This is a genomic window from Streptomyces sp. NPDC001549, from assembly GCF_042894025.1.
GTDB lineage: Bacteria > Actinomycetota > Actinomycetes > Streptomycetales > Streptomycetaceae > Streptomyces > Streptomyces kutzneri.
Window position 1 is genome coordinate 8,465 of sequence record NZ_JBIAVJ010000010.1, and the last position, 17,774, is coordinate 26,238.

15 protein-coding genes are annotated in these 17,774 nt (G+C 72.4%); 5 read left to right on the forward strand and 10 right to left on the reverse strand.

All coding sequences use genetic code 11. From position 1 onward, the window contains the following. Positions 1 to 112: 112 nt before the first annotated feature. The gene (locus ACFY04_RS18210) at positions 113 to 1,303 is read right to left on the reverse strand and encodes an acyl-CoA dehydrogenase family protein (protein WP_389117821.1); all 1,191 of its coding nucleotides are present in this window, start codon (positions 1,301 to 1,303) and stop codon (positions 113 to 115) included. 126 nt (positions 1,304 to 1,429) lie between these two features. Between ACFY04_RS18210 and ACFY04_RS18215 the strand changes: the two genes are divergently transcribed. Together ACFY04_RS18215 and ACFY04_RS18220 are read left to right on the forward strand one after the other, a co-directional pair. Further along, on the forward strand, positions 1,430 to 1,981 hold the full coding sequence (locus tag ACFY04_RS18215; RefSeq protein ID WP_389117823.1) for a DinB family protein: 552 nt from the start codon (positions 1,430 to 1,432) through the stop codon (positions 1,979 to 1,981). A 103-nt stretch (positions 1,982 to 2,084) separates the two neighbouring features. Continuing rightward, positions 2,085 to 2,771, forward strand: a complete 687-nt coding sequence (locus ACFY04_RS18220; RefSeq protein ID WP_389117824.1) for a hypothetical protein — start codon at positions 2,085 to 2,087, stop codon at positions 2,769 to 2,771. Between the two features lie 53 nt (positions 2,772 to 2,824). Here the strand turns inward: ACFY04_RS18220 and ACFY04_RS18225 are convergent, their stop codons facing one another. The 3 genes from ACFY04_RS18225 to ACFY04_RS18235 are packed head-to-tail and all read right to left on the reverse strand — an operon-like array spanning position 2,825 to position 5,121. After that, positions 2,825 to 3,364, reverse strand: a complete 540-nt coding sequence (locus tag ACFY04_RS18225; RefSeq protein WP_389117826.1) for a hypothetical protein — start codon at positions 3,362 to 3,364, stop codon at positions 2,825 to 2,827. A gap of 21 nt (positions 3,365 to 3,385) precedes the next feature. Beyond that, positions 3,386 to 4,222, reverse strand: a complete 837-nt coding sequence (locus ACFY04_RS18230; protein ID WP_389117827.1) for a class II fructose-bisphosphate aldolase — start codon at positions 4,220 to 4,222, stop codon at positions 3,386 to 3,388. Then, positions 4,219 to 5,121, reverse strand: a complete 903-nt coding sequence (locus ACFY04_RS18235; RefSeq protein ID WP_389117828.1) for an SIS domain-containing protein — start codon at positions 5,119 to 5,121, stop codon at positions 4,219 to 4,221. Before ACFY04_RS18235 ends, ACFY04_RS18230 begins: the two co-directional genes overlap by 4 nt. 178 nt (positions 5,122 to 5,299) lie before the next feature. Between ACFY04_RS18235 and ACFY04_RS18240 the strand changes: the two genes are divergently transcribed. Continuing rightward, positions 5,300 to 6,079 carry a DeoR/GlpR family DNA-binding transcription regulator gene (locus tag ACFY04_RS18240; protein WP_389117829.1) on the forward strand — a complete coding sequence of 260 codons (780 nt, stop codon included), beginning with the start codon at positions 5,300 to 5,302 and terminating at the stop codon, positions 6,077 to 6,079. Between the two features lie 63 nt (positions 6,080 to 6,142). On the opposite strand, the gene ACFY04_RS18245 is transcribed toward ACFY04_RS18240, so the two are convergent. From ACFY04_RS18245 to tdh, 5 genes are all read right to left on the reverse strand, one after another. Next, the gene (locus tag ACFY04_RS18245) at positions 6,143 to 7,108 is read right to left on the reverse strand and encodes a M28 family metallopeptidase (RefSeq protein WP_389117830.1); all 966 of its coding nucleotides are present in this window, start codon (positions 7,106 to 7,108) and stop codon (positions 6,143 to 6,145) included. Between the two features lie 12 nt (positions 7,109 to 7,120). Next, positions 7,121 to 9,889, reverse strand: coding sequence for a hypothetical protein (locus ACFY04_RS18250; protein WP_389117832.1), 2,769 nt, complete (start codon positions 9,887 to 9,889; stop codon positions 7,121 to 7,123). 289 nt (positions 9,890 to 10,178) lie between these two features. Beyond that, positions 10,179 to 11,093, reverse strand: a complete 915-nt coding sequence (locus tag ACFY04_RS18255; RefSeq protein ID WP_314241728.1) for a LysR substrate-binding domain-containing protein — start codon at positions 11,091 to 11,093, stop codon at positions 10,179 to 10,181. A 30-nt stretch (positions 11,094 to 11,123) separates the two neighbouring features. Continuing rightward, positions 11,124 to 12,332, reverse strand: a complete 1,209-nt coding sequence (locus ACFY04_RS18260; protein ID WP_389117833.1) for a glycine C-acetyltransferase — start codon at positions 12,330 to 12,332, stop codon at positions 11,124 to 11,126. Between the two features lie 127 nt (positions 12,333 to 12,459). Continuing rightward, positions 12,460 to 13,488 (reverse strand): L-threonine 3-dehydrogenase, encoded by a 1,029-nt coding sequence (tdh, locus tag ACFY04_RS18265; RefSeq protein WP_389117835.1) that lies wholly within the window; start codon positions 13,486 to 13,488, stop codon positions 12,460 to 12,462. 211 nt (positions 13,489 to 13,699) lie between these two features. Here tdh and ACFY04_RS18270 point away from each other — a divergent pair, with 211 nt between their 5' ends. Further along, the gene (locus ACFY04_RS18270; protein ID WP_389117836.1) at positions 13,700 to 14,608 is read left to right on the forward strand and encodes an alpha/beta hydrolase fold domain-containing protein; all 909 of its coding nucleotides are present in this window, start codon (positions 13,700 to 13,702) and stop codon (positions 14,606 to 14,608) included. A 34-nt stretch (positions 14,609 to 14,642) separates the two neighbouring features. On the opposite strand, the gene ACFY04_RS18275 is transcribed toward ACFY04_RS18270, so the two are convergent. Beyond that, positions 14,643 to 15,380 carry a class I SAM-dependent methyltransferase gene (locus ACFY04_RS18275; RefSeq protein ID WP_382535184.1) on the reverse strand — a complete coding sequence of 246 codons (738 nt, stop codon included), beginning with the start codon at positions 15,378 to 15,380 and terminating at the stop codon, positions 14,643 to 14,645. Positions 15,381 to 15,566: 186 nt separating this feature from the next. On the opposite strand from ACFY04_RS18275, the gene ACFY04_RS18280 reads away from it, so the two are divergent. Continuing rightward, complete coding sequence (locus ACFY04_RS18280) at positions 15,567 to 17,771, forward strand: SpoIIE family protein phosphatase (protein WP_389118146.1); 2,205 nt, start codon at positions 15,567 to 15,569, stop codon at positions 17,769 to 17,771. Positions 17,772 to 17,774 lie beyond the last annotated feature (3 nt).

Here is a 17,774-nt window from a genome sequence, read left to right on the forward strand (position 1 = left end):
CCCGCCGCCCGGCCCCCCGCCCCCGTGCGCCCCCCCCCCCGCCCCCCCCCCGCGCCGCCCCCCCCCCCCCCCCCCCCCCCCCCCACAAGGCCGGCCGGCTCGGCCGGGCCGCCTAGCGGCGTACGCGCGGCATGCCGAGGCCGATCCAGGAGATGATCTCGCGCTGGATTTCGTTGTTGCCCCCGCCGAAGGTGAAGATCACGGCGCTGCGGTAGCCGCGTTCGAGCTCGCCGTGCAGGACCGCGCCCGCCGAGCCGTCCTTGAGGGAGCCTGCCGCGCCGACGATCTCCATCAGCCAGGCGTACGCGTCCCGGCGGGCCTCCGAGCCGTACACCTTGACCGCGGACGCGTCCTGCGGGGTGAGGGTGCCGGCCTCGACCGCGCCCACCATCTGCCAGTTGAGCAGCTTCATCGCGTCGAGCCGGGCGTGGGTGCGCGCGAGGCGGCCGCGGACCCAGGAGAGGTCGATGACCCGTCGGCCGTCGGCGAGTTTCGTCGCGGCGGCCCAGCGCTGGACGTCGTGGAGGGCCCGGATGGCCATCGTGCCGTGTGCGGCGAGGGTGACGCGTTCGTGGTTGAGCTGGTTGGTGATCAGGCGCCAGCCCTTGTTCTCCTGGCCGACGCGGCGGCTCGCCGGAACGCGGATGTTCTCGTAGTAGCTGGCGGTGGTGTCGTGCGAGGCGAGGGTGTTGATGAGGGTGCAGGAGTAGCCGGGGTCCGAGGTCGGGACCAGGAGCATGGTGATGCCCTTGTGCGCGGGGGCGTCCGGGTCGGTGCGTACGGCGAGCCAGACCCAGTCGGCCGTGTCTCCGTTGGTGGTCCAGATCTTCTGTCCGTCGACGACGTAGGTGCCGGTCTCCTCGTCGCCCTCGCGCACGGCCTTGCACTTGAGCGCGGCGAGGTCGGTGCCGGCGTCGGGCTCGCTGTAGCCGATGGCGAAGTCGATCTCCCCGGCGAGGATCTTCGGCAGGAAGTACGCCTTCTGCTCGTCGGTGCCGAACTGCATGATGGTCGGCCCGACCGTGTTGAGCGCCATCAGGGGCAGCGGTACGACGGCCTGCGCGGCCTCGTCGAAGAAGATGAACTGGTCCATCGGGGTCATCCCGCGGCCGCCGTACTCCTTGGGCCAGCCGACCCCGAGCCAGCCGTCGGCGCCGAGCCGGCGGATGGTGTCCCGGTAGAAGCGCTTCTGGGCGGCCGGGTCCTCGTAGCGGGCGTAGACGTCCTGCGGCACGAGCTCGGCGAAGTAGGCGCGCAGCTCGGTGCGCAACTGCTGCTGCTCAGGCGTGTATTCGAGGTGCACGGCCCCTCCGGGGGTCTCGCGGTCCAGCCGGTCGCTGTGGTGGCGGCGGTCAGAGTAGAACCTGTTACAAGAATTCGGAAGGACCCGGGTACCGGCCGTTCGGGACCGGCGTTGATAATCGCGACCATGACGAGCCCACGCAGCAGAGCGGAATTCTTCGTCGAACCCGAGCGGGACGGCCGTTTCAGCGGCCCCGCGACCGGTGACGAGCGGCGGATGCTGGTCGCCTTCCTGGCGGACCACCGCGCCACCCTGGAACTCAAGTGCGCGGGGATCGGCGCGGAGTTGGCGCGCCGCTCGGTGGAACCGTCCACGCTCTCCCTGCTCGGCCTGGTCCGGCACCTTGCCGATGTGGAGCGCCGCTGGTTCCGGCAGGTCCTGGCGGGCCAGGACGCACCGCCCCGGTTCTCCTCGGCGGAGGATCCCGACGGGGACTTCGACGGGGCCCGGTCCGATCCCGCGGCGGTCGAAGCGGCCTGGGAGGCATGGCGCGCCGAAGTGGCCTTCGCCGAAAGCTTCGTGGCCGAAGCACCCGATCTGGACGTCGAGGCCGTCGACGCGTGGCGCGGGAAGGTGTCGCTGCGCTGGGTGCTGATCCACATGGTCGAGGAGTACGCGCGGCACAACGGGCACGCCGACCTGCTGCGCGAGCGGATCGACGGGGCCATAGGCATCTGAGAACGCCATAGGCATCCGAGAGCGCCCGGCCGAGCCGTCGGTTCGTCCCCAACTCACCTGAAACACGGGTGCAGTTCGGCCGCCTGCCGCACAATGGGCGGATATGGACATCGACGCATGGCGCCGCGAGGACCCCGAGTTCACGCGGGCGGTGACGCAGATCCACGAGCCGGGCGCCCTCCCCACCGACCCCGGGATCCCGGCCCGGCACGCCTACTGGGAGCTGCTCCCGGGGGACGTACGGGCCCGGCTGCTGGAGAAGGCCGGCCGGCGCCTGACCTGGTGGGCCGGGCCGGATTCCGACGGGCGTCCCGCCGCGCTGGTGGTCGGGGACCGCGGGCTGTGCCGGGTCGGCCAGGTGCTGCGGGACGGGGTGGCGGAGTTCCGCGGGCAGCGCGCCCGGGTGGAGCCGGGCTCGCTGCACAGCCGGTCCTTCGACGGGAGGCCCGCGCCGGACGGGCGGGCCACCGCCCCGGGTCTGCCGGGCGCTCCGGTGCTGCGCCTGGAACTGGGCCCGGAGGCCCAGGGGGTGCTCGGCCACTTCCCGCTCCCCGTACAGGACTTCCTGCAGCGCCCCTTCCTCGCCGGGGAGGCCCGTGTCACCGCCGACTGGTACTACGACGAGACCGTCGAGCCCGGGCGGACCACCTGGTTCGTCGCCCTCGTCCTGTCCACCGAGCGCGCCCTGACCCTCGCCGAGGGCACCCGGACCCTGGACCGGGGCGCCCGCCCGGACCAGGCCCGGTGGCACGGTATCCAGTACCACCAGGCCCGCCTCACACCGCGCTGACACCCGCCGCCGTCACGGTCTCCCCGCGCAAGGCGTCCGAGGGCAGCCCGATGTCAGGTGAAGAGGTACAGGACGTCGAAGTGGACGAGGTCGCGGGCCGTGTCGAACAGGTACCGGCCCGAGGGGATCCCGTCCGAGGCCTGGCCGCCGGCGCCCTGGCCGTTCGCGTACGCGTCGAACCCGGGGCTGTGCTGCCAGGCCGCGGCGGCGGGCAGGTGCTGCTTCAGCGCGGCGGGCAGGCCGGACGGCGCGCCGGCGGCGGCGAAGGCGTGGTCGGGCTTGCCGGTGATCGCGGCCGCCCCGCCGGCGGGCAGGTGGGCGACACCGACCACGCGGACCCGGGAGTCGGGGCCCGGGATGCTCCGGTCGTCACGCGTGTCGTCGATGTCGTAGCCCAGCCAGTGCGCGTCGGTCAGCTCGCCCAGGAACGGCCCGAGCCGGCGGTTCAGCGGCTCCAGGTCGGTACGGACCTCGGCCCGGCGCGGCGGCTCCGGCCACAGGAGGTACGTCATGCCCGCGCCCGCCGTCAGCAGCGGGAGGCCGGCGATCAGCAGAAACCGGCGACGGTTCGTACGTCCCCGCTGTGTGTCCATGATCGCCGCCCCCGCCGCCCGTCAGTTCAGGGCGCCGATCATAGCCGTCGCCGTCACCGTCATCGCCGTACGGGCCGCCGTCAGGTACGGCCGGGGGTCCGCCGGGGTCAGGTGGGTACGGATGGCTTCGGTCATCGCCACATTGAGGGCGGTACCGATGTTGACCTTGCGGATGCCGCCCGCGACGGCCGCCGCGAGCTCGGCGTCCGGCAGCCCCGAGGAGCCGTGCAGGACGAGCGGTACGTCCACGGTCTTGGCCAGCCGGGCCAGCAGCACGTGGTCCAGGGCCGCGGTCCGGCTGGTCATGGCATGGCTGCTGCCGATGGCGACGGCGAGGGCGTCGACCCCGGAGTCGGCGACGAACCGCCGGGCCTCGTCGGGGTCGGTACGGGCGCCGGGCGCGTGCGGATCGAGCGGCGCGGCGCCGTTCTTGCCGCCGACCTCGCCCAGCTCGGCCTCGATCCACAGCCCGTTGGCGTGCGCCCAGTCGGCCGCGGACCGGGTGGTCTCCAGGTTCTCGGCGTACGGGAGTTGCGCGGCGTCGTACATCACCGAGCTGTATCCGGCGTCGCAGGCCATCCGGAGCAGTTCGGGGCTCTTGACGTGGTCGAGGTGCAGGCCGACGGGGACCCCGGCGGCCTCCGCGCACGCGCCGGCGGCCCGGGAGATGGGCAGCAGCTGCCCGCCGCGGAACTTCACGGCGTTCTCGCTCAGTTGGAGGATGACCGGCAGGCCGGCCGCCTCGGCCCCGGCCACGACGGCTTCGGCGTGCTCCAGGGTGATGATGTTGAAGGCGGCGACGGCCCGGCCGGCCGCGGCCGCCTCCAGGACCAGGTCGCCGGCCCGGACGAGGCTCATCGGACCGCCTCCTCGCCGGTGGTGAGGATCACCGAGCGCGTGAGGTTGCGCGGCGCGTCCGGATCCAGCTGCTGGTGGGCGGCGACGGCGAGGGCGAGGCGGTGTACGCGGACCAGTTCGGCGAGCGGGTCGAGCCGACCGGGCACCCACTGGGCGCCGGTGGCGCGTACCTGCTCCGCGAGCCCGTCGGGGGCCTCGTCCAGCGACCAGGTCACGGTGCCGGGCCCGGAGACGCTGATGGGCCCGTGCCGGTACTCCATCGCCGGGTAGGACTCGGCCCAGGACAGCGAGGCCTCGCGCATCTTCAGCGCGGCCTCGTGGGCGAGGCCGACGCTCCAGCCACGGCCGAGGAAGGTGAACTGGCCCCGGCCGGCGATGTCGGCGGGCAGCGGCTCGACGAGGGCGGTGCGGGCGTCGGCGACCGCGGAGGGGGTGTGCAGCCCGACGTGGGCGCGCAGCAGGGTGAGGGCGGTGGTCGCGAACCGGGTCTGCACGACGGACTGTTCGTCGGCGAAGTCGAGGACGACCAGCTCGTCCGCGGCGGTCATCACCGGGGTGGCCGGATCGCCGACGACCGCGGTCGTGGGCACGCCCGCGTCCCGCAGCCCGGCCAGCAGGTCCAGTACCTCGGTGGTGGTGCCGGACCGGGTCAGGGCGACGACCCGGTCGTAGCGGCGGTGGCGCGGGAACTCGGAGGCGGGGAAGGCGTCGGTCTCGCCCTGTCCGGACTCCTCGCGCAGCACGGCGGCCGCCTGGGCCATGTAGTACGAGGTCCCGCACCCGACGATCGCGGTACGCTCCCCCGGCTGCGGGAGCACCGCCCGCCGGGCCGGGGCCAGTTCGACGGCCCGCTCCCAGCATGCGGGCTGCGTGCCCAACTCGTACGCGACGTGACTCATACAGGCTCCCTCGTGCGGCAGGCGGGTCTGAATGCGTTTTGCGTGGAACGCTTTGCGTTTTCCTGCAAGGTAGCTCGCACTTTCGCGCAACTTCAAGCAACCACGGGGTGATCTGCTGAGTTAGTGTCGCCGGGTAGCCCGACTGCGGCCACGGGACGAGCACGGGAGGGGGCGGCCGATGACCCGCAAGGAGCGCTGGCAGGCGCTGCTGGATCTGCTGGTGGAACGCGGCGAGCTGGAGGTGGAACCGGCGGCCGAGACCCTCGGGGTGTCCGCCGCGACCATCCGCCGCGACCTCGACCAGCTCGCCGAGCAGCAGCTGCTGGTCCGTACGCGCGGCGGGGCGGTGCTGCACGGGGTCTCGTACGAACTCCCGCTGCGCTACCGGACGTCACGGCGCGCCGCCGAGAAGCACCGGATCAGCGAGGCGGTGGTGGCCCTGATCACCCCGGGAGAGGTGATCGGCCTGACGGGCGGCACCACGACCACGGAGGTGGCGCGGGCCCTCGCCGGGCGTCCGGACCTGGCCCAGGGCTCGCCGGCGCTCACCGTGGTCACCAACGCCCTCAACATCGCGGGCGAACTGGTGATCCGGCCGCAGTTCAAGATCGTACTGACCGGCGGGGTGGCCCGCCCCCAGTCGTACGAACTGACCGGTCCGCTCGCCGAGCAGGTCCTCGGGCAGCTCGCGGTGGACACGGCGGTGCTCGGCGTGGACGGCTTCGACCCGCAGGACGGCGCGGCGACCCGGCACGAGGACGAGGCCTCGGTCAACCGCCTGCTGTGCGAACGCGCCCGCCGGGTGGTCGTCGCGGCCGACTCCAGCAAGCTGGGCGTTCGCGCCTTCGCCCGTATCTGCGCGACCTCGTCGGTGGACGTCCTGGTGACGGACACGGGCCTGGCGGCGGCGGTCGCCCGGGAGTTCGAGACGGCGGGCGTGGAAGTACTGCGGGTGTGAGCGTAGGAAGAGACGGCCGTAGGCGGCGGCCGGCACGGCCGCCGCCTACGGAGGCACGGTGCGCTACTCCACGGCCCCCAGCGCATCGGCGAGCAAGGTCGCCAGGGTCATCCTGGTGACGTCGGCGAGGTAACCGTAGTCGAGCGTGTCCGGAGCATCGGACGTCTCGTGGTAGTGCGGGTTCCCCTCCCCCTCGTAGGCGCCGATCGTCACGTCGCCCTGTGCTTCGAACGGCATGTAGTCACTGGCGAAGATGGGGCCGAGCATGACCGGCAGTGTGGTGTGGTCCGCGGCGGCCTGCGCCATGACCGCGGCGAAGGCCTTTGACGCGGCGTCATTGTCCGGTACGGCGTTCCCCAGGTCGCGCTCCACCGTCACGGAGCCGTCCGTCGGCGGCCTCCCGACCATGTCCAGGTTCACGACCCGGTAGGCGTCGCCGTCGGTGGCGTGGAGCTCCGCGGCGTACTCCGTGGCACCCCACAGCCCCTGTTCCTCGCCGGAGAAGGCCACGAACTGGAGGGTGGAGGACAGTGCGACAGGGGCGAGCAGACGCGCGATCTCGAGCACCGCGGCCACACCGCTGCCGTTGTCGTCGGCTCCCGGAGCACGTGCCGTGGTGTTGTTCAGGTCCGCCATGCGGCAGTCGTAGTGGGCGCACACGATGATGACGGGCCGACCGGCACCCGTCCCGGGTTTGGTGCAGATCACATTGTCGGCGCTGTGACCGGCATTGGTCCACGTGCGCCGGACCACATCCGTGTACCCGGCCGCTTCGAACCGGCCCACGATCTCCTCGGCGGCCTGCCCGATGAGGGGTGAGAAGGTGTGACGCGTGTGAAAGGCCGCGAGTGCCTCGACGGAGTTCATCAGCTCGTCCGCCGAGACCGACTCGACCAGCGTGGTGACGAACTCGTTCTTCTGCGTGGCCGCCCGCTTGCGTTCGGCCGGTGCCACGGGCTCGGCGGCGCTGGGCGGGTAGCGCTTCTCGGGGGGTGCCAGCGGCAGCGCCGCACGTGTGTCACGTTCCATCACGGGCCGCCTTCAGTTGGTGTTGAGGGCGGGTTGGCAGTAGGCGCAGCCGTTGTATCCGCGTGCGACCGCGTCTTCGGCACGGAGGAAGGGGACCTTGCTGCCGGCGCCGAGTTTCGACCAGTACGGGCAGGTGGAGATGTGGAGCTCGCCGCTGCGCGGATTGCCGAAGAAGAAGCCTTCGAGTTCCTTGACCGCGGTGATCTGGATGGTCATGCGGCCGGCGATCAGGCTGTCCTGGTACTGGGTGGCGATGAAGGGGTAGAGGCGGAGGTGGTCGGCGTGGTGGGAGAAATCGATGGTGATGTCGGCTGCCGCCCGGTCGTCCGCCTCGAGACGGAAGCCGTCGACGACTGCGGTGCTGCCGCCCTTCATTTCGAGCGTCGTGCGGACGGTGCCCTTCTCGGTCACCTTGAGGTTGGTCAGCTCGGCGGACCCGACGATGCGGCTCAGCATGCGGATCGAGATCCTGGTGTCGTCGGGCAGTGCCGTCGCGTCGAGGTGCCAGGAGCCGGAGGTGGAGGTCAGGCCGCCGCGGAGGGCGATCGTCGTGCTGGTCTTGCCGCCCGGCGCGGCCATCTGCGGAACCACGTTGCGCTGCCCCGCATTGTTGTCGAACCTGATGACCCGGTCGTGCGGCACCGGCCCGTTGAGCGTGGCGGTGATGGCGGGGTCCGGGGCGCCGTGCACCACGGCCACCAGGCCTTCCTGCTCCACGATCTGCGGGGTCCAGCTGAAGGGCCCGACCCGCACGGACCCACCGGGCGGGATCGGCTCGTCGATCACCAGCGTGCCCAGCGACTCGAAGTGCGTGGGCCAGATCATCCCCGTGCCCGGGTCGCACCGGAAGGCCTCGACCTGGAAGCCTCCGCTCGCCGCCGCCTGGATCCCCCGGTTGTGCACCCGCACGTAGAGGAAGTTCGGCTGGTCGTTGATGGGCGGCTCGTGACCGAGTTCGGGGTTGTCGCCGGTGCTGATGCCGTTGTTGCGGACCCAGATGTCGGGGGAGGTCCAGTGCAGCGCACCGCTCGGCTGCGCGCCGAGGTCGGCGGGGTTGTCCGCGATGTACACGTCCACCGGCCGCCGTGCCCACAGCCCCTGGTTCACGAAGGCCTCGTCCATCACCTTGCTGTAGAGGCCGCCGGTGAGGGCCGAGTCCGCGGTGATGCAGCCCTGCGCCATGCTGACGGCGTGCGCACGGCCCGTGGAGGAGGAGTCCGGCACGATGAGCAGCATCTCCAGCATCGTCTTGATCATCGCGTCGGCGGCTGCGAGCCGTACGGCGGGATCGGACGAGTCGCCCCCCATGCCCAGGTAGCACCGCCAGAGCGCCGTGCCCAGCATCGAGTTGCGGAGGTCGGAGGAGTAACCGCTGAACCCCGCGTCGTCGAACCGCTCGGAGCGGTCCAGCGTGCGCTCCGTGCTCCACTGGTTGTTCACGTTGTTGTCGAAGGGGAACGTCTCGGTACGCCGGTGCTGGCCGGGGTTGAACCGGTCCCGGTAGATGGCGGGAAGCACGTCGCAGATGCTGTGCTCGTACGATCCGGACCCGCCGTGGCTGGCACCGAGCCAGTCGAATACGCCATGGGTGTATTCATGAACGATGACGCCGAAATCGGCGGCATCGGGGGCGCCGCCCTCGCCGAAGCGGATCCGCGGGGGTGTCGTCGAGCCGAGCCACTCGCTGTTGTCCGCGCCGTTGGCTCCCTGGGGGTCGACGTCGACCTTGACCATGTTGGCATTGAGCGTCGTGTTTCCCAGGGTCCGGAGGTAGCGCGCGGTGGAGTCGAGCCAGTAGTAGGCGTTCGCACTCAGGAAGGCGCGGTTCTTGGGGTAGGTGTCGTAGGAGAAGGAGGCCGACGTCTCCGCGGGTTGGGCGAAGGCCGGGGTGTCCCAGTCGTTGCACCGGAACCACTCCCCGTCGAGCCTGAACTTTCCACCGCCGGAGGGTGCGACCTCGGCCTGGACGTCGTGCCGGAAGCCGTTCAGCTTCGCCGCGCCGGACCCGGCGTGGAGCGTGCTGTCGTTCGACTCGGTCACGGGGTCGGGTGAGAAGACTTTGAGCGTGGCCGTCACGTACTTTCCCACGAGCTCGACCCAGAGCAAGGTGCCGGCAATGGCGTCCACGACGACGCGGAAGTGTTCGAAGGGGCCGGTGGTCTCGACCACCAGATCGTGCACGAGGTGCAGTGCACCGTCCGGCTTCCTCCCCTTCTTCAGCAGCGCGACGGAAGCGGAGGGGTAGTCGCTCTCCGGCAGGGAGGGCCGGTCCGTGTCCCGCAGGTAGACGAGTTCGTCCCTGGTCACGTCGGCGGTTTCGAAGTCCTTCTTGAACGGCGCGAGGGCGGCCTTCAGGACATCGGCCACCGTACGTGCGTCACCGGGGTCGGGAGCATCGGCGACGTCCATCTCCCCGGTGTGATCGACCTGGATCACACTGGCCTGCTTGACGTCGGCAACGGCCTGAACGGTGGCGCCCACCACCGGGAGATCGTTGTGGAACTGCTGGAAGCGCACGCGCAGCGTCGCCGCGCCTTCGGTCGATTCCACCTCGCGCAGATCGATCGAGCCGGTCTTCAGCTCTCCCGAGCGCGCCTTCATGAACGAGTCGATGGCCTTTCGCGCCGTCGAGGCACGGGCCAGGGTCGCTCCCGGATCGACGTACTTGCGCAGTACCCCACCGGCATCCGCGTGTTCGCCGACGCCGGGGACCATACGCAGGGGCCGGTCGGCCTCCGGGCCCGGCATGTTCCTCTGCTGCTTACCGTGATCCCGAGCCATGATGTCCTCCTCAACGCACATGCGGAGGGTAAGGAAACGCATCATCAGAGCGGGTGGATGCCCCCGGGCGCCCGTCGCGTGACCGCTCCTCTTACAGGAACCGCCGTGGACTATCGGCACTCTCAGCAAAAGCGTAGCGTCGTGCGCCGAGTCCCGCGACGCGAGCACGCGCCGCAAAGCCCCCCGCCCGCCCGGGAGATCAGGCTGCGGCACGGAGACACACAGCTCGCGCCCCGTGGCGCCCGGGGCCGTCTGCGCGTGGGTCCGGCCGGCCGGACCCGGGCGGTGCTCAGTGCGCCGGCAGCCGCTCCGACTCGCGGACCAGGGCGGCCAGGACCGGGGCGATCAGCGGGTGGGTCTCGGCCCCGCGGCGGGTGGCCGCGAAGACCCGGCGGGTGGCGGCCGGCCCGGTGACCGGGCGGACCTGGACCTCCTTGAGGTCCATACCGCGCAGGGCCGAGCGCGGGACGAGGGCCACTCCGGCCCCCGCGCCCACCAGCGCCGTCACGGCGCGGAAGTCGTCCGAGGAGTGCACGAGCCGGGGCTGGAAGCCCGCCAGTTCGCAGGCGAGCAGCGTCACGTCGTGGCACGGGTTGCCGGGGTACTGGCCCACCCAGTCCGAGTCGGCCAGGTCGGCCAGCGACACCGCGGGCAGGTCGGCCAGCGGATGCCCCGAGGGCAGGACCGCGTCGAAGGGTTCCGCGTACAGCGGGAGGACGGACAGCCGCGCGTCGTCGGCGCCCGGGCCGCCCCGGTACTCGACGGCCAGCGCGAGGTCCGCCTCGCCGTCCAGCAGCAGCGGCAGGCTCTGGTCACCCTCCGCGTCGCGGACCCGCAGCCGGATGCCCGGCTGTTCCAGCGCGAGCCGGGCGATGGCCGGGGCCAGCACTTCCGCGATGCCCGTCGCGAAGGCGGCGACGGTGACCTCGCCCGCCGAACCGCCCGCGTACGCCGCGAGTTCCGCCTCCGCCCGCTCCAGCTGCGCGAGCACCTCGTGTGCGTGGCCGAGCAGGATCTCACCGGCCGCCGTGAGCCGTACGCCCCGACCGCTGCGGGTGAGCAGCGCGTGGCCCGTCTCCTGCTCCAGTGCCGCGAGCTGCTGGGAGACGGCGGAGGGGGTGAGGTACAGGGCTGCGGCCGCGGCGGTCACCGTACGGTGGTCCGCCACGGCCCGCAGGATGCGCAGCCGGCGGGGGTCGATCACCCCACCATTGTCTCAGGGTGCACAGACCCCTCAGGCCCCAGCGGTCTCAAGGGCCGCACGGGCGTCGATGAAGGCGGCCACCGCGCGCTCGACGTCGGCCGTCGAGTGGGCCGCGGAGAGCTGGACGCGGATGCGCGCCGCGCCCATCGGCACCACCGGGTAGGAGAAGCCGATCACGTACACGCCGCGCTCCAGGAGCAGCTCCGCCATCCTGGCCGCCTCGGCCGCGTCACCGATCATGACGGGGGCGATGGCGTGGTCGCCCGGCAGGACCTCGAAGTCGGCCTCGGTCATCTTCGTACGGAAGAGCGCGGTGTTGGCGGCGAGGTGTTCGCGCAGGTCACCGGCCGACTCCAGCAGGTCGAGGACCTTGAGGGAGGCCGCCGCGATGACCGGGGCGAGGGAGTTGGAGAAGAGGTACGGGCGCGAGCGCTGGCGCAGCAGCTCCACGATCTCGGCGCGGGCCGCGACATAGCCGCCGGAAGCGCCGCCGAGGGCTTTGCCCAGGGTGCCGGTGATGATGTCGACGCGGTCCATGACGCCGTGCAGCTCGGGGGTGCCGCGTCCGCCGGGGCCGACGAAGCCGACGGCGTGCGAGTCGTCGACCATGACCATGGCGTCGTAGCGCTCGGCCAGGTCGCAGATCTCCGCGAGCGGGGCGACGTAGCCGTCCATGGAGAAGACGCCGTCGGTGACGATCAGCTTGCGGCGGGCGCCGCCCTCGGTGGCCTCCTTCAGGCGGGCTTCGAGCTCGGCGAGGTCGCGGTTGGCGTAGCGGAAGCGGCGGGCCTTGGAGAGGCGGATGCCGTCGATGATCGAGGCGTGGTTGAGGGCGTCGGAAATGACCGCGTCCTCGGCGCCGAGCAGGGTCTCGAAGACGCCGCCGTTGGCGTCGAAGCAGGAGGAGTAGAGGATCGTGTCCTCCTGGCCGAGGAAGGCCGAGAGCCGCGCCTCCAGCTCCTTGTGCACCTCCTGGGTGCCGCAGATGAAGCGGACGGAGGCCATTCCGTAGCCCCAGCGGTCCAGGGCTTCCTTCGCGGCGGCGACGACCTCGGGGTGGTCGGCCAGCCCCAGGTAGTTGTTGGCGCAGAAGTTGAGCACCTCGCCGGCGGCGCCGCCCGAGGTGACGGCGACGGCCGCGTTCTGCGGGGTGCCGATGACGCGCTCGGGCTTGTGCAGGCCGGCGGCGCGGATCTCGTCGAGGGTGGAGCGCAGGTCCTCGCGGACGGACTCGAACATGGTGCGGTTCTCCTTGTGCGGCGGAGGGCGACGAGGGAGGGGACCGGGCCCCGCGGAGGGGGGAGGGTGTGCGGGGCCCGGCCCGGAGGGAGATGGTTCGGTGGGGTGGCGGGAGGGGTGGTCCCCCCTACGCGGTCCAGTCCAGGATGATCTTGCCGCTGCGGGCGGTCGACGCCTCGTCGAAGGCGGCCTCGAAGTCGCGGTGCGAGTAGCGGCCGGTGATGACCGGGCTCAGGTCGAGCCCGCCCTCCAGCAGCACGGTCATCGCGTACCAGGTCTCGAACATCTCACGGCCGTAGATGCCCTTGATCGTGATCATCGAGGTGACCACCTTCGCCCAGTTCACCGGGAACTCCTGCGCGGGCAGGCCCAGCATGGCGATCCGGCCGCCGTGCGTCATGTTGTCGATCATGTCGCGCATGGCCTCGGCGCGGCCGGACATCTCCAGGCCGATGTCGAAGCCCTCGCGCAGGCCGAGCTTGGTCTGCGCCTCGGCGATCGAGGACTCGGCGACATTGACGGCGAGGGTGGCGCCCGCCTTGCGGGCGATCTCCAGGCGCTCGGGGCTGACGTCGGTGATGACCACGTTGCGCGCGCCGGCGTGCTTGGCCACGGCCGCCGCCATGATCCCGATCGGGCCGGCGCCGGTGATCAGTACGTCCTCGCCGACCAGCGGGAAGGACAGCGCCGTGTGCACGGCGTTGCCGAACGGGTCGAAGATCGCGGCGACGTCCGGGTCCACGGCGGTGCGGTGCACCCACACGTTCTGGGTGGGCAGGACCACGTACTCGGCGAAGGCGCCGTCGCGGCCGACCCCGAGCCCGATCGTGCTGCGGCACAGGTGGCGGCGGCCGGCCAGGCAGTTGCGGCACTTGCCGCACACCAGGTGGCCCTCGCCGCTGACCAGCGCGCCGATCTCGATGTCCTGGACGTCCGCGCCGAGCGCCGCGACCTCGCCGACGAACTCGTGGCCGAGGACGAGGGGGGTCTTGACCGCGCCCTGCGCCCAGCCGTCCCAGGCGCGGATGTGCAGGTCGGTTCCGCAGATGCCGGTGCGCAGCACCTTGATCAGCACGTCGCCGGGGCCGTATTCGGGCTCGGGGACGTCCATGAGCCACAGGCCGGGTTCTGCCTTGTGCTTGACGAGTGCCTTCATGGGGTGGCTCCAGGCATGCGGAAGGGTACGCCGCGGGCGGATGGGCCCGAACGGCGGCGGTGACGTGCACCAATCTGCCGATCGGCGCGGTGATCAGTCCATCGAGACTTTCTTAAGCGGGTCGACAGCGCAGCTTCACGCCTATGCTCCTCCCGTGACGGGGAAGGGGCTCGCGCTGGGGACGGCGCGGGAAAAAGGGGAGGTGAGGAGCGTGCCGAGTCTGCGCAGCAGAGCGGTGTCGGTGGCGCTGATCGCGGCGGGACGGCGAAGACGGTACGCGAGCGCGGAGGCCGTCCGGAGCCGGGTGGCCGAGTCCGCCCGCCGGCCCGCTTCCCATCTGCCGCCGCGGTCGCTGGGGCGGGTCGCCGACATCTCGCGGACCTTCGTCGGAGCCTGGCCGGTGTACGACGTCTCCCCGCTCGGGGCGGAGCCCGCGGCCCATGTGCTGTACGTGCACGGCGGCGGCTACATCGACGAGCTGGTCCGCCCGCACTGGGCGCTGATCCGGACCCTGGTCACGCAGGCGCGGGCGCGGGTGGTCGTACCCGCGTACATCCTCGCTCCGCGCGGTACCGCCGACCGGACCGTCCCGGTCGCCGCCGACCTGCTGAGCGGTCTGATCGCGAGCGGCGGCTCCGGCGGAACGGTGCTGATCGGGGACTCCGCCGGGGCCGGGCTGGCGCTGGCGGCCGCGCAGCGGCTGCGCGACCGCACCGGGGACCAGCCGTCCCGGATCGTACTGATCTCGCCCTGGCTGGACGTGACCATGAGCCATCCGGACCAGGCGGCCATCGAGACGGCCGATCCGCTGCTGGCCCGTCCGGGGCTGCTGGAGGCCGGGCGGCTGTACGCCGGAACCCTGGCCGCCGAGGATCCCCGGGTGAGCCCGCTGCACGGCGGCTTCGCCGGGCTGGCGCCGATGACGGTGTTCACCGGGACCCGGGACATGCTCACCACGGACAGCCGGGAGCTGCTGCGCCGGGCCCGCGCGGACGGGGCCGAGGTGGAGTTCCACGAGGCGGCGGGGCTGCCGCACGGGTACCCGCTGCTGCCCGTGCCGGAGGGGCGGGCGGCACGCGAGCGGATCGTCGAGCTGATCAGGTCGACGGCGGATCTCTGAGGGCACGGCGCTGACGGCGGATCGCTGACGGGCGCTACGCCGTGCAGGTCATCAGTGAGCTGATCGGCCAGGCGCGGTACGCCGTCCAGTACTCCTCGTCCCGTACGGCGTCGGCGGGCGGGGTCCGGTTCGGCTGCCAGCCGACGGTGACGAAGCCCGCCTCGACGGCGGCCTCGGCGAGGTCGGCGTGGGCCCATTCGCGGAATTCGAAGGGCACCGGCGGCTCCGTCAGGAAATGCGCCTTGAGCAGCGGCGCGTCGCCGTCCGGGACCCGGTCGAGGATGCGCACCCCGTACGGCGACCAGTCCACGCGCGGGAACGCCCCCGCGTTGGGGACGATGGCGAGCAGCCGCCCGCCCGCCCGCAGATTGGCGCGGACGGACCGGAACATCGCGTGCAGGGACCTGCGGTCGGGCGCGTAGCTGAAGACGTACGCGGCGGTCGCGAGGTCGAAGGGGCCCAGGTGCGGCAGGCCGGCGGCGTCGGCGACGTGGTACTCGACGTCCGGCCGGTCCTTGGTCGCCTCGTGCGCGCGGGCCAGCCGGATCATCTCCTCCGATACGTCGACGCCGACGGTCCGCCGGGCCCCGCCGCGGGCCAGCAGCCGGGTGTTGTATCCGTATCCGCAGGCCAGGTCGAGGGCGTCGAGCCCGCGCACCCCGCCGAGGGCGTCGAGGGCTCCGTGCAGGGTGTAGGTGTCGGCCGCGGAAAAGGCCGCCGTGCTCGTGGACTCCGCGTAGCGCTCGCCGATGGTGTCGTACTGGAACCGCATGCTCTGCCTTCCGGGGGCCTGCCGGGGGGACGTCTGCGCTATCGTGCCCCGCGGCGCCGTCCGGGGGGTGGTCCGCACACCCGGGCGTCCCCCGGACGAGGGAAGCGGTCCGGCCTATCGGCCGGGGCACGGCCGCGACCAGCCAGGATGCAGGCGGCGCCGCCGAGGGCGCATCCTGGCTGTGTGATGGCGAGAGCGGACAGCGTCGGCGCCGCGCCTGACACCACGGATGCCCCTGATGCGACGGCCCAGGTGCTCGCACGGGCCGCCGTGAACGCGATGGAGGCCGTCGGCGGGTACGCGGCCGGCGTCTACCTGCGCTCGCCCACCACCGGGCTGCTCCTGATGGCCGTGTTCACCGGGCTGCCGCTGCAGCTGTTCCGGCCCTGGTGGCGGATGCAGGTGAACCGCCCGTTCCCGGTCGCCGAGGCCTACCGCTCCGGGCAGGCCGTGCACCTGCCCGACGCCGAGTCCACCATGAGCCGCTTTCCGCAGCTGATGGCCGGGCTTCCGTTCACCTTCGCCTCGCTGTACGAGCCGGTGACCGCCGGGACGGAACGGTTCGGCGTGCTGGTGGTGCTGCGCGAGGCGACCCCGGGGATCCCGGTCGGGACCGCGGACCGCGAACGGCTGCGAGGGGCCGCGGAGCAGCTGGCCGCCGACCTCACCGCGCTCGCGGCGGCCGGGGCGCGGGTGCTGTGGGAGGGCGACCCGGTGGGCGTGCCGGCGCCACCGCCCGAGGCCGGGGCCGAGGGCGCCCGCAGGGCCGCGGACCGGCTCGCGCAGGCGGTGCTCTCCCTGGACCGGGAGGGCCGGATCGGCTACGTGAACACCGCGGCGGAGGAACTGCTCGGCGTCGACGGGCCCCATCTGCAGGGAAGGCTGCTGTGGGAGGCGCTGCCGTGGCTCGGGCATCCCGCCTACGAGGACCACTTCCGGGCCGGTTTCATGTCCGGCGAGCCGGTGCACTTCCCCGCCCGGCGCGGCCGGCACGCGCCCGGCCAGTGGCTGTCGGTGGACCTGTACCCCGCTGCCGACGGCGTGACCCTGACGCTGGGTACTTCCGCGAAACCGGCCTACGCGCCCGATTCACGGGCCCGTCGGGACCCGGACCCGGACCCCGACGCCGACGCTGACGCGGACGCGGACGCGGCCAACCTCGACGCGTCCGCCGACGAGGCCTCGGCGCTGTACCGGCCGGTGGCCCTCGCCATCGCGCTGACGGAGGCGGTCACGGCCCGGCAGGTGTCGGCGGTGGTCACCGAGGAGCTGCTGCCGGCCTTCGGCGGCCGCCAGCTGGCGATCTATCTGCTGGACGAGCGGCATCTGCACCTGGCCTGGGAGACCGGTTTCCCGCAGGGCTTCCTCAACCGGTTCGACGGGGTCTCGCTCGATGTCCGGCTGCCGGGTGTGGAGACGCTGACCACGGGCCGGCCGCTGTTCTTCGAGTCGATGCAGCACCTGGCCGCCGCCTATCCGGGCATTCCGCTGGACGCCGATGTCGGCGCCCGTGCCTTCCTGCCGCTGATCGCTTCCGGCCGGCCGGTCGGCTCGTGCATCCTCGGCTTCGACTCGCCCCGCGGCTTCAGCGCGGAGGAGCGTACGGTGCTCACGGCGCTGGCCGGTCTGATCGCGCAGGCGCTCGCGCGGGCCCGGCGCTACGACAGCGAGGTGGAGCTGGCCCGCGGTCTGCAGTCGGCCCTGCTGCCGCACCGGCTGCCGGTGCGCGAGCACGTGGACACCGTCGGCCGCTACCTCCCCGGCACCCTGGGCATGGACGTCGGAGGCGACTGGTACGACGTCGTCGAGACGGGCGCCGGTCTGCTGGCCCTGGTCATCGGGGACGTCCAGGGCCACGGTGTGGCGGCCGCGGCGACCATGGGCCAGCTGCGCAGCGCGGTACGGGCCTTCGCGCTCAGCGGCAGCACCCCAGAGCAGGTGGTGAGCGGCACCAACCAGCTGCTCATCGACCTGGATCCGGGCCAGTTCGCGAGCTGCTGCTACATGCTGCTCGACCCGGCGTCGGGCTCCGTGACGGCCGCCCGGGCCGGGCACCCCCAGCCGCTGCTGCGCCACCCGGACGGCCGGACCGAGGTGCTGGACCTGGCGGGCGGGGTGGTGCTCGGCATCGACCCGGAGGCCTCGTACCCGCTCACGGAGCTGCGGCTGACGACGGGCTCGGTCCTCGCCCTGTACACGGACGGGCTGGTGGAGCAGCCGGGCCTCGACATCGACGTCGGCGTGGAGCGGCTGCGGAAGTCTCTGGAGGAGGCCCGGCCGTCCCCGCTGACCGAGACCGCCGACCGGCTGATCAGCGAGGCGGGCAACACCGCCGACCGGCCGGACGACATCGCCCTGCTGCTGGCCTCCCGTACCGGCGGAGACCCGTAGGCC